Genomic DNA, 11,912 nt, shown 5'->3' with positions numbered 1-11,912 from the left:
GGCAGGGCCAATAAACACGGGGGCATGAAATGCTTGCCTACAGTATAAAGCGGCTGCTGGTCGCTATTCCGACGATCCTGTTATTGATCGTCGCCTGCTTTTTCCTCATGCACATCGCGCCTGGCGGGCCATTCACCTCGGAACGGCCATTGCCGCCGCAGGTTCTGGCCAATATCGAGGCGCGTTATGGATTGGACCAACCGCTGTGGAAACAGCTTTGGGACTATCTGTACAACATCGTGGTGCATTTTGATTTCGGACCGTCCTTCAAATTCAAGGATCGGGATGTGAACGACATCATCGCGCAGGGTTTCCCGATTTCGCTGACCTATGGTTCGCTGTCCTTTCTGGTGGCAACGTCCGTTGGCGTCGCGCTGGGAATTGCCGCTGCAATCAAACACAATAGCTGGATTGACTACTTTGCGGTGGGTCTGGGTATCGCCGCTCAGGCGCTTCCTAACTTCATCATGGGGCCGATCCTGATCCTGACCTTTACCCTGTGGCTGGGGTGGCTGCCGGGTGGCGGCTGGCATGGCGGTCAATGGCAGTATCTGGTGATGCCGGTGATTGCGTTGGCGACGTCCTACATGGGATCGATCGCAAGGATTACGCGGTCATCGATGCTGGAGGTTCTGAACTCGAACTTCATTCGAACTGCACGGGCCAAGGGATTGCCGACAAGAACCGTGATCTGGCGCCATGCGCTTAAGCCGACATTGCTTCCCGTGGTCTCGTACCTCGGGCCGGTTTTTGTCTACGTTCTGACCGGTTCGGTTTTTGTCGACATCTATTTCTCAACCGGTGGTCTGGGGCAGGCCTATGTCGGCTCGGCTTTGTCTCGCGACTATGCTGTGCTGCTGGGGGTTACCATCCTTTACGGCGCGTTGACCGTGGTTGTGAACCTTCTGACCGACCTGGCTTATGCCTGGTTCGATCCAAAAATCCGATACTGAGGGGCAGGCAATGCTTGGAAAATCACAAAAAGCCGCCCATCTGGCCGAGGAAATCACTGATTACACGGTCATTCAGGGGCGCTCGCTTTGGCAGGACGCACGGATACGTTTTGTCCGCAACAAGGCCGCAATGGCCAGCGTTTTCATTTTGGGTCTGATCGTGTTGTTCACGATTGTTGGGCCTTACTTCGCGGTCTGGAACAATGAAGAGATCGATTGGAACGTCATGGGGAACGTGCGCGGCATGGGGATGCCATCCATCGAAACCGGACACTATTTCGGCGTCGATGATCTGGGGCGCGACCTATACAGCCGTGTCATTCAGGCCACCACCACATCGCTGCTGGTCGGTTTGATCGGGGCCGCGACCGCTCTGATCGTCGGCACCTGCTATGGCATCACCGCAGGATATATTGGCGGGCGCACCGACAGTGCGATGATGCGGTTCGTGGACATCCTGCTTGCAATTCCGGCAACGCTGATCATCATTTTGCTGCTTGTCGTGGCGGGACGATCCTTTTTCATGCTGTTCATAGCCTTGGGCGCGGTCGGTTGGCTGACGATGGCGCGGATTGTTCGGGGGCAAACCCTGACCTTGAAGAACCGCGAATTTATCGAAGCCGCGCGCGCCGCCGGTGTCAGCGAATTTACCATCATGTACCGTCACATTCTGCCCAACCTGTTGGGCGTTGTGATCGTGTACGCTTCGTTACTGGTGCCTGAGATGATCCTGACCGAAAGCTTCATCTCGTTCCTCGGCCTCGGAATCTCAGAACCCTACACATCGTTGGGCCGCCTGATCGCCGAAGGGGCTGGCACCATGGCGTATGGTACGCTCTGGCAGCTGATGTTCCCTCTTACTTTTTATGTCGCCATCATCATCACCATGTTCTTCATCGGTGACGGTTTGCGCGACGCTCTGGACCCGAAGGATCGCTGATATGAGTCTGTTTTCCGTTAAGGACCTGAGCGTCCGATTTGATACACCCGACGGCGTGGTTGAAGCTGTAAAGGGCATCAGTTTCGACATCAATCCCGGCGAATGTCTGGGCATCGTCGGAGAAAGTGGCTCGGGCAAAAGCCAGACGTTCATGGCAGCGATGGGGCTGTTGCCCTCCGCTGGCCATGCGTCTGGCTCTGCTTTGCTGAATGGTCAGGAAATCCTGAATCTACCTGTGAACAAAATCAACAAGATTCGTGGCTCAGACGTCGGCATGATCTTTCAGGATCCGCTGACCGCGCTGACCCCACATCTGCGGGTCGGCCAGCAGATGCGCGAAGTGCTACAGGTTCACGAAGGTTTGCAGGGCTCGGCTGCCCGCCAACGTTGCCTTGACTGGCTGAATCGCGTTCGCATCCCCGAAGCGAAACGGCGGCTGGATCAATATCCACATGAATTGTCTGGCGGCATGCGCCAGCGCGTGATGATCGCCATGTCGATGCTGTGCAATCCCAAGTTGCTGATTGCGGATGAGCCCACAACCGCGTTGGATGTGACCGTTCAGGCCGACATTCTGGACCTGATGGTACGGTTGCAAAAGGATGAAGGTACGGCCATAGCTCTGATCACCCATGACATGGGCGTTGTTGCGCGCATGTGCGACAATATTCAAGTCATGCGTATGGGTGAGTTTGTCGAGGCCGGTGACACGCGCGAAGTCTTTCGTTCTCCTCAGCATGATTATACCCGAACGCTACTTGAGGCTATGCCGCGAATTGATGCGGGCGATGCTCCGAAAGCTCTTACGCAGACGGAAGAACCGTTACTGAAAGTGGATGACGTCAAGGTGCATTTCCCGATCCATGTCTCGGGCGGTCTTTTTGGACATAAGGTGCCGCTGAAAGCCGTAGATGGCGTGAGTTTCGACATTCGAAAGGGCGAGACCCTGGGTGTTGTTGGAGAATCCGGCTGTGGCAAATCCACGCTGGCCCGGGCTGTGCTGCAACTGATCGAACCCAGCGCGGGTAATGTCAGCTGGCTGGGGCATCCGATCGTCGGGCTGAAACGGGCCGAGTTGAACAAGTACCGCAAGGACCTGCAGATCGTGTTTCAGGACCCGCTGGCGAGCCTTGATCCACGGATGACGATCTCGGCCTCGATCGCGGAACCGCTGAAAACCTATCGCCCGGATCTGACCGAGCGGGAACGCAAAGAGTTGGTCGCCGAGATGATGGAGCGTGTTGGCTTGAAGGCCAACATGATCAACCGATATCCGCACGAACTATCCGGGGGGCAAAACCAGCGTGTTGGAATCGCGCGTGCCATGATCAACAAACCAAAGCTGATTATCTGTGACGAGGCGGTCTCGGCGCTGGATGTATCCATTCAAGCCCAAATCGTAGGATTGTTGCGTGAATTGCAACAAGAGTTCGGCCTGTCGATGATCTTCATCAGCCATGATTTGTCTGTGGTACGTGCGGTTTCGAACCGGATCATGGTTCTGTATCTGGGTCGCATCGTTGAATTGGGCGATGGTGAAGTGATCTGTTCCGAGCCGAAACACCCTTACACCCAGTCCCTGATCTCGGCGGTTCCGATCCCTGATCCGGATGTCGAGCGCAGCCGCCAAAGGCTTAAACTACCGGGAGAATTACCTTCTCCCATGGATCCGAAAGCAGCTTTGCGCTTTTTGCCCAGCAGATTGTCTATGGGTGAGACCGACTATGTACCTCAACTCAGTGAGATTGCCCCGGATCACTTCGTCGCCGAACACGATCCGCTTGAGGCGATTATGGCCAATGCATAATCTTACGCGCCCCGATCTAAGGGGCGCGTTTTAAACTTCATAGAACAAGTGATTAGTGGATTGATTCGGTGATCAAGCTTTCGGTCGTGTTTCGTTTTGACTCTGCCCTTAAGTTAATGGCAGATTCCAGCGAACCCGTAGCAGACCAGCCGGGTGTGATTGATTGGTAGGATTTTAGATTATATGTGGGGGCTCCGGCATCACCGAGAGTCGTCGGCAATATATAGAATTAGTGAGGTAATATGGTACGCAAAGTCACCAAGGCGATATTTCCCGTAGCGGGAATGGGCACTCGGTTTCTTCCGGCGACAAAGTCGGTGCCAAAGGAAATCATGACATTGGTTGATCGTCCGCTGGTCCAATATGCCATCGACGAAGCGCGTGCGGCCGGGATCACTGAATTCATCTTCGTGACATCGCGCGGAAAGTCAGCACTTGAGGACTATTTCGATCACAATCTCGTGCTGGAGCAGGACCTCAAATCCAAGGGCAAAGACGAACTGCTTGAAGTATTGAACGCAACCAATATGGAAAGCGGAGCAATTGCCTATATCCGTCAACACAAGGCTTTGGGATTGGGGCATGCGGTCTGGTGCGCCCGTCGACTGATCGGGGATGAACCCTTTGCCGTGATGCTGCCCGACGATGTGATTGCCGCCGACAAACCCTGCCTACAGCAGATGGTCGAAGCCTATGAGGAAACCGGCGGCAACATGGTCGCCGCGATGGAAGTTCCCAACGAAAAAACCAGCTCCTACGGTATTCTGGATACCGGCCAGAATGTTGGAACGGTTGTCCGTGCCAAAGGAATGGTTGAAAAACCGAAACCCGAGGACGCGCCATCCAATCTAGCGGTGATCGGTCGTTACATCTTGGGTCCTTCGGTTCTGTACAATCTGAACCAGAAAAAGAAGGGAAGTGGCGGCGAAATCCAACTGACCGACGCAATTGCTGAGGATATTGGCAATGGTGTTCCTGTTTTTGGCTACAAGTTTGACGGACAGCGGTTCGATTGTGGTTCAAAGGCTGGCTTTCTGCAGGCAACGGTCTCGTTCGCATTGGCTCGCGATGATCTGCGCGACGACCTAAACCAATATCTGCATGAAGTCGTGGCCTCTGATCGGGCCGCGCAGTAGGCCTAGTTGTGTCAGCTATTCCGATTTCAATTCAATAGTTTAAGCTAAAAGGTTCAGAAGGAGCAGGCACCGTGAGCATGGTCTATCCTGTAATTTTATGTGGCGGATCCGGCACTCGGCTTTGGCCGTTGTCGCGTAAAAGCTACCCCAAACAGTTTGTTCCGCTGATTGGTGAAACCAGCCTGCTGCAGCAATGTGCCGAGCGGTTGAAAGGCCCGACCGACACGCCTTACGCCAAACCTCTGATCCTGACCAACGAGGCTTTCCGCTTTGTTGTCCCTGAACAATTAATGGCCATCGGAGTCGATCCGGGTCCGATCTTGATCGAACCCGAAGGACGCAATACTGCACCTGCAGTGCTGGCCGCTGCCCTGCACCTTTCATCCACTGACCCCGACGCGATGATGCTGGTGGCCGCGTCGGATCACGTCATTCCAGACAGTGCGGCCTTTCATGCGGCCGTCGCCGAAGGGGTCCGCACAATAGCCGAGCGTGGAGATCTGGTGACGTTTGGGATCACACCCGACCGACCCGAAACCGGATATGGCTACCTTAAGCTCGCCCAAGCACCGGACTCGTCAGGCGCTTCTGTGCAACTTGACCGGTTCGTTGAAAAACCCGATCTTGAAAACGCCAAGGCAATGGTGGCTGAAGGGAGTTATCTTTGGAACTCGGGCATCTTTTTGTTCGCGGTCCGAGATATCCTTGAGGCTTTCGACCAGCATGCACATGATCTAATTGCGCCCGTTCAGAAGGCGGTTGAGCATGCACAGTGTGATCTGGGCTTCCTGCGGTTAGATCCCGAGGCCTGGGCGACAGTTCAGGACATCTCTATCGACTATGCGGTTATGGAGAAGGCCGACAATCTCAGCGTTGTCCCTTATGCCGCCGGGTGGTCAGACGTGGGCAGCTGGTCTGCCGTACAAGAGCTGAGCAACCCCGATACGGACGGCGTTGCAACTGCCGGCGAAGTGACCGCCATAGATTGTCGCAACGTGCTGGTGCGTTCTGAATCGCCCGCGCAAGAAGTTGTTGCAATGGGGTTAGAGAACGTAATCACCGTGGCTATGCCTGACGCGGTTTTGGTCGCCAGCATGGACCGGGCGCAAGACGTCAAGCAGGCCGTCGCAGCATTGAAGGCAAAAGGCGCCAAGCAGGCGGAAGCATTGCCCGTTGATCATCGCCCTTGGGGATGGTTCGAAAGCCTCGTCATCGGCGATCGGTTTCAGGTCAAACGCATTCACGTCCATCCCGGCGCTTCGCTGAGCTTGCAATCGCATCACCATCGGTCCGAGCATTGGATTGTCGTGGAAGGCACCGCCGAGGTGACTATTGACGACAAGGTACAGCTCGTGTCTGAGAATGAATCCGTCTATGTGCCGCTCGGGGCCGTGCACCGGATGGTAAACCCAGGCAAAGTGCCAATGGTTCTTATCGAGGTGCAGACCGGGACCTATTTGGGTGAAGATGACATTATTCGCTACGAAGATGTCTACGCGCGTGACTGAGATCTGATTTCAAGAACTGATCCAAGTTTGGGGCATCTGCAAGGCAGATGTCTCCATATATCTGAGACCAAATCTTAAAAATTCGAAACCTGGGCGTTCGGCTAGGTCAGGCGGGATTTACGCACATCACGGCAGTGTGGCGCGCAATCATCATCGGACCGACACCACAGGAGGATGCCCATGCCACAGAACTCTCCCCGTCTAAATCTGCCCTATCTGCAACCCGCGCAGGCCCAAAAACATGTGACCCATAACGAAGCGCTGCGTGCGCTAGATCTGGTGGTGCAGCTAAGCGTTGCGTCCGTTAACGCGACTATCCCACCAGCTGCTCCTGATCAGGGTGAAACCTATGCATTGGGCACGTCTCCGACCGCGGCATGGTCCGGACAGGATGGAAAACTGGCGGCTTGGTTGGACAACGGGTGGCATTTCTTGACGCCCGACATGGGCTGGCGGGCTTGGGATCAAAATGCAGGGCTGTTGAAAGTCTGGGACGGGTCGGCGTGGATCGACCCGCCGGTCAATACACAGAACCTTTCCGGGATCGGCATCGCAACCGGATCAGACAGCACAAACCGTCTGGCCGTACGTAGCCCTGCCACCTTGTTGACGCATGAGGGCGCTGGCCACCAACTCAAGATCAACAAGGCTGGTGCCGGTGATACTGCCTCGCTGCTGTTTCAATCGAACTGGACCGGCCATGCCGAAATGGGCCTATCCGGCGATACAAATTTTTCAATCAAGGTCTCGCAGGATGGCGGAAGCTGGGTCGATGCTTTGCGGTTTGACGCCACAACCGGAACAGCCAGCGGAGCGGCTGTGCAAAGCAGCGCCGATGACACCACCTCGGGTCGCCTGATGCGGGCAGATTACGGGTACGGACCGGGCAATGTGCTGGGCACCGTATCCGAAAGCAGCGGCGTACCCAGCGGAGCGGTGATCGAGAGGGGCAGCAATGCAAATGGTGACTACACGCGCTTTGCTGACGGAACCCAGATTTGCACCGCCGTTCTAAGTGCTGTGGCCTGCACGACCGCAACTGGTAGTATGTTCGCCAGCGGCACCGCCAATTGGGATTTCCCTATTGCCTTTGCTGACAGCAGTTCTCCCGCTCTCAGCGGGAACGGCGGCGGTATTGGCCGATTTATGGGGTTTGATGCACCTTCAGAAACTCAAGCGACGTATCAGGTGATGGCTCCATCCTTGGACGCTACCAGTATAGCGCCAACAGTGATCGCAGTCGGACGTTGGTACTGAATAAAGACCGTTCGGGCCATCGCCCGGACGGTGATCGTTCTTGCAAATTAGTTTCTGACCGATCCAGACAACACGCAAAGATCTGTCTTATCCTGTACCCAAGATCGATACCAGGAACCCAGCTAACAACCCTATCATTTCACTCTTTGTGAAAGCGGCAGATCAAGGCCAGTTACAAGGCCGCCGTCCATACGCGATATCGACCCTGCCCGGTTACTTCGCGGATTAGCCCCCTATCGCTGAATTTGTCCAGATTTCGCTGTGCCGCTGCACGCGAGGCATGGGTCAGTTCTTCGGCCAGCGGGGCGGAAACCATCGGCCAAGCCGTTAATGCATCAATCAGCACGGGTGGGGTTCGACCGCTTAAGTCCGAAATGGCGTCGCGGGCGCGCCCTTCCCAAGCGCTGATCCGGTCCAAATGCAGCAAAGCCGCAAGTGAGGCCTGGCCTGCCCCCTGAATCCAGGCCGAAAGTTTCTCGTCCAACGATCCTGCCCCCCGCAATGCACCTGGGCCCGACAGAGAAAGCGGCATGAACAATGCGCCACCTCGACCCATCGCGGCGGCATGGCGGGCCGCGATGACCGTGGCCTCGGTATCTTGTCCAATGCCAGGAGACAACGCGCGCCACGCGTGAAATCCGATGGCGGCCTGGGTAACCGGGTGCAAACCGGCGACATTTCGCATGGTTTCCGCCAGATCAATCACTGCTTCGGGTGTATCTTCGAAACCTTGGGCCTGACGGTCTAGAAAAGCGGTCAGCCCCGCATCCCAGCCGCCCTCTGATGGCGCAGCACCCGACGACAGCCGCCTCACTGCCCATCCCGCCCGATACAAAGCCTGCACATCATCACCGGTTGCTCCGATCCGCAAACCGGTCCAAAGCGCAAGGCGGTCGACGCTGATCCGGTCGCCCGTCCACCAGCCCAGATCCGAGACCTCCATCAGGGCCAGACGGTGACCCCACCCCTTGGGACCCGCGCGCAAACGTTCATCCAGAGCTCCAAATGTGACGGCCAGATCGGCAAGTTCAGCCGATAACTCGGATTGGGCCGCACGCCAGTCCCTTGGGTCAAACAGCAAACGCTGGTCCGGTCTCGGTACAGAGGGCAGAAATTCTCCCGGGTCTTCTTCGCCGTTGGGCGGAAGGAACCACAAATCGTCGTCTTCCGGCGGATCGGCGTCATAGATGCTGCGCGGCCCTTCTTCCAAGGCCTCATCATCCGGGTCCGGTATCTGAGGGTTCGGCTTCATGTCGGGTATTCTTCGGGCATTTACCGCGGTTCACAAGTGGTTTTGCGGATTCTTGTCGCTCAGCCTGAGAACGCCTCGGTCAAAACACTTAGTTCTCCACTCAGGTCTGTTTGCGCATCTCCACCCAACAGCATATAGCCGTAGCCATCATTCGCCCATGTCGCTGTCGCAAGACCACTGAGCACCGCAAGGTTCACATCCTTGACCGGTGCTCCCGCGCCTTGCCGGATCACACAAAACGCCACCGGATTGCCCTGGGCGTCAGCAAAGACCACCTGCACCAAAGGTTTACCTTTGAACGACAGTACCTGAGCACGTTTCAGATCAAGGCCCGGCAGAGTTTCCAACACGTCCCGGTTCAGTGAACGACCCAACTGAGCCTCGGCCTGAACAAACTGCGCGTCCAGCGTTTGCTGAGAATTGTCCAGATCGGCAATCGTGTCAGGTGAATAAAGCGATTGATAGATCGCAGCCTGCTCCGCCCAGCCCAATGCCGGTGGTCGCGTGGCCCAGAATGTTGCAGACGCAGCAATAACAGCAACTGAGGCTGCGACCGTCAGCAAACGGAGCGGTCCGGCATTGGATTGTTGAGCGCTCGGAATGGGCAGATCGATCGAAGGCGCCTCAGTTGGAATGCCTTCAAAAGCCTGCTGCACAACCTGGGCAAATGGGTCGAGCGCCATGAGACGGTGTTCGAGTGCAGAATCCTCGGCCACCGCGTCTTCGATGGCGCGGGCTTCGGCCTCATCGAGGCTACCTTCCAGATAGGCCAGAAGTGTTTCGTCGGAAAACTTCATTTGCCACTCCGTTGCACGGTGTCAGCCGCATCGTGCTGCATAACGGTTTTCAGTTTCTGCCGGGCATTGGAAAGCCGGCTCATGATTGTGCCGATGGGTACGTCCAGCATATCCGCAGCTTCGCGGTAGCTGTAGCCTTCGACAAACACAAGCATCACCGTTTCACGTTGCGCCTCTGGCAGCTGCATCACTTGAGTAAACACCTGAGCGGCGAAAATATTCGTTTCTGAATCAGGCCCTGTCGCGACTAATTCCGCCTCGGGCGTGACTGAAAGCGCCTGCGCCTTTCTTACGGATCGCGCCCGTATCTCGTTCAGCCAGATTGAACGGCAGATCGTCATCAGCCAACTGTCCAGCCGTTCATACGAGGTGACCTGGTGGTGCTTCTCCAACGCACGCAATGCCGTCGCCTGCAACAGATCATCCGCAACGTCCGACGCACCCGACAAAGCCAGCCCAAACCGCCAGACCCGTTTCGAGTGGGTCTGGATTGCGCCGCGCACGGCTTGTTCGGTGCTCATCTCAACACTCATCGAATAAAACGCGACCTGTGTGTGTTTGCTTTGACATGGGACCGGGCCCGCTTGGTCAGAACTGTCATAGATCCTGGAGGAAAGAAATGAAACTTCTGTTCAAAACAATCACGATTGCGTCGGCTATTATTGCAGGCCCGGGTCTGGCTGCAGATTGGACACTAAACCCGGATGCGTCTCATCTGGCTTATGGAACGGTCAAGATCGATGATGTTGGAGAGGTCAATTCTTTCACCAACCTTTCGGGTCATGTCAGCGAAGATGGCAAGGTTAGTATCGATATCGATCTGTCGTCGGTCGAAACGAATATCGACATCCGTAACGAACGGATGATCGAGTATGTGTTTCGCAAGGCCGCGACCGCAACCTTGAGCGCGAATATTGATATGGACCAAGTGTCGAAGCTGGATGTGGGTGCCAGTAATACGATTGAGGTGGATGCGAAGCTGGCTCTGGCGGGGACCGAGGTGGAATTCTACACCGATATGTTTGTCTTGCGTGTGGCCGAAGATGCCGTCATGGTTTCAACCAACGACATGGTGTTCATCAGCACCGAGGATGCGGGCGTTTCGGCAGGCGTAGACAAGCTGATGGAGTTGGCACAACTACCCAGCATCACCCGCACCGTACCGGTGACCGCACGATTGATGTTCAGTCTCAAAGGTTGAAACCAAAGAATAGTACGGGGTCGAATTTGGCCCCGGCTTATGCCCCCCAAGTGTCGCTTAGGCGATAGCCGCCAGGCCATGGGTCATCGGGGTCGAGCATGTGCTGGTGCGTACCCGTAATCCAGCCTCGCCCTGAGATTTCCGGGGTGATCGCCACGCGGCCGTTCAGATCATGCCGCTCTACGATACCGCAGCGAAATTCACTGTTGATGACTGAACGCGCGTGGTAGCGATCGGTCATCGTCATTTCTCCCTTGGCCAGCAAAACCGCCATCCGGGCTGAAGCACCGGTGCCACAAGGTGAACGATCCAGCTTACCCGGTTTGATGGCGACAGTATTTCGTCCGATGAGAATATCGCCCTGACGATCGAGCGGGTCTGCAATCTGGCAAAACGAAATGTGACTCCAGTCTTTAGTGGGGTGATCGAAGCCTAGCTGCTCATTGGCGGCATCGGTGATACGCGCGCCAGTCCTTGCAAGATCAGCTCCTTCATCAGGGGTAAGCTCGAAACCCAAATCGGCGGCATCGACAATTGCAAAACTGTCGCCACCAAACGCGGTATCCACGCGCAACGTCCCGATGCCCTCAACCTCGATCCGAGCATCCAGCTTGTCGACGAAACTTGGCACATTATGCACAAAGATACGTTCGGCCTTGCCATTGCGGCATTCGGCGCGGACGCGGATCAACCCTCCTGGGGCTTCCAATGTCAGATGGGTTTCAGGCTCGTGCATCGGAAGAATGCCACTGTCCAACAGAACCGTTGAGACACAAATCGAGTTGGAGCCTGACATCGGTGGCGTGTCTTCCGGTTCCATTATGATGAACGCTGCATCGGCCTCGGGGTTTTTTGGTGGAACCAACAGATTCACATGGCGAAAGACACCGCCGCGAGGTTCATTCAGCATGAAATCCCGCAATGTCTGGTCTTCAGCGATAAAGGTCCTTTGGTCCCATACCGTCTCTCCCGGAGGCGGAGCGACGCCGCCGACGATAACGTCGCCCACTTCGCCTTCAGCATGGGCCGAGATTACATGGATGGTTTTGGAACTGCGCATT

At 56.0% G+C, this 11,912-nt stretch carries 11 protein-coding genes; 7 read left to right on the top strand and 4 right to left on the bottom strand.

The features are described from left to right. Nucleotides 1-29: 29 nt before the first annotated feature. From oppB to ACR0JG_RS07450, 6 genes are all read left to right on the top strand, one after another. Nucleotides 30-953, top strand: coding sequence for an oligopeptide ABC transporter permease OppB (gene oppB, locus ACR0JG_RS07475; RefSeq protein WP_170394485.1), 924 nt, complete (start codon nt 30-32; stop codon nt 951-953). Nucleotides 954-963: 10 nt separating this feature from the next. Beyond that, on the top strand, nt 964-1,893 hold the full coding sequence (locus ACR0JG_RS07470) for an ABC transporter permease subunit (RefSeq protein WP_480568655.1): 930 nt from the start codon (nt 964-966) through the stop codon (nt 1,891-1,893). 1 nt (nt 1,894) lies between these two features. Next, on the top strand, nt 1,895-3,700 hold the full coding sequence (locus tag ACR0JG_RS07465; RefSeq protein ID WP_170596175.1) for an ABC transporter ATP-binding protein: 1,806 nt from the start codon (nt 1,895-1,897) through the stop codon (nt 3,698-3,700). Between the two features lie 242 nt (nt 3,701-3,942). Continuing rightward, the gene (galU, locus tag ACR0JG_RS07460; RefSeq protein WP_170407796.1) at nt 3,943-4,836 is read left to right on the top strand and encodes a UTP--glucose-1-phosphate uridylyltransferase GalU; all 894 of its coding nucleotides are present in this window, start codon (nt 3,943-3,945) and stop codon (nt 4,834-4,836) included. A 77-nt stretch (nt 4,837-4,913) separates the two neighbouring features. Then, nucleotides 4,914-6,344 (top strand): mannose-1-phosphate guanylyltransferase/mannose-6-phosphate isomerase, encoded by a 1,431-nt coding sequence (locus tag ACR0JG_RS07455; protein WP_480568652.1) that lies wholly within the window; start codon nt 4,914-4,916, stop codon nt 6,342-6,344. A 180-nt stretch (nt 6,345-6,524) separates the two neighbouring features. Next, the gene (locus tag ACR0JG_RS07450) at nt 6,525-7,601 is read left to right on the top strand and encodes a DUF2793 domain-containing protein (protein WP_480568649.1); all 1,077 of its coding nucleotides are present in this window, start codon (nt 6,525-6,527) and stop codon (nt 7,599-7,601) included. A 172-nt stretch (nt 7,602-7,773) separates the two neighbouring features. Here the strand turns inward: ACR0JG_RS07450 and ACR0JG_RS07445 are convergent, their stop codons facing one another. Genes ACR0JG_RS07445 through ACR0JG_RS07435 form a run of 3 tightly spaced genes read right to left on the bottom strand, consistent with a single transcriptional unit; the run spans nt 7,774 to nt 10,171 of the window. Then, nucleotides 7,774-8,853: a helix-turn-helix domain-containing protein gene (locus tag ACR0JG_RS07445; RefSeq protein WP_480568647.1), complete on the bottom strand. Its 1,080-nt coding sequence runs from the start codon at nt 8,851-8,853 to the stop codon at nt 7,774-7,776. A gap of 59 nt (nt 8,854-8,912) precedes the next feature. Next, a complete protein-coding gene (locus ACR0JG_RS07440; protein WP_480568644.1) occupies nt 8,913-9,650 on the bottom strand; it encodes an anti-sigma factor in 738 nt (245 codons plus the stop codon). Continuing rightward, nucleotides 9,647-10,171: an RNA polymerase sigma factor gene (locus ACR0JG_RS07435; RefSeq protein WP_255612221.1), complete on the bottom strand. Its 525-nt coding sequence runs from the start codon at nt 10,169-10,171 to the stop codon at nt 9,647-9,649. Before ACR0JG_RS07435 ends, ACR0JG_RS07440 begins: the two co-directional genes overlap by 4 nt. Before the next feature lie 98 nt (nt 10,172-10,269). Between ACR0JG_RS07435 and ACR0JG_RS07430 the strand changes: the two genes are divergently transcribed. Next, nucleotides 10,270-10,851 carry a YceI family protein gene (locus ACR0JG_RS07430; protein WP_480568641.1) on the top strand — a complete coding sequence of 194 codons (582 nt, stop codon included), beginning with the start codon at nt 10,270-10,272 and terminating at the stop codon, nt 10,849-10,851. A 37-nt stretch (nt 10,852-10,888) separates the two neighbouring features. Here the strand turns inward: ACR0JG_RS07430 and ACR0JG_RS07425 are convergent, their stop codons facing one another. After that, on the bottom strand, nt 10,889-11,911 hold the full coding sequence (locus ACR0JG_RS07425) for a trans-3-hydroxy-L-proline dehydratase (protein WP_480568638.1): 1,023 nt from the start codon (nt 11,909-11,911) through the stop codon (nt 10,889-10,891). Between the last annotated feature and the right edge of the window lies 1 nt (nt 11,912).

It is taken from the genome of Ruegeria sp. AD5, from assembly GCF_056542345.1.
The sequence above is the reverse complement of the archived record's forward strand: the minus strand, read 5'-3'. Positions and strand labels throughout refer to the sequence as shown.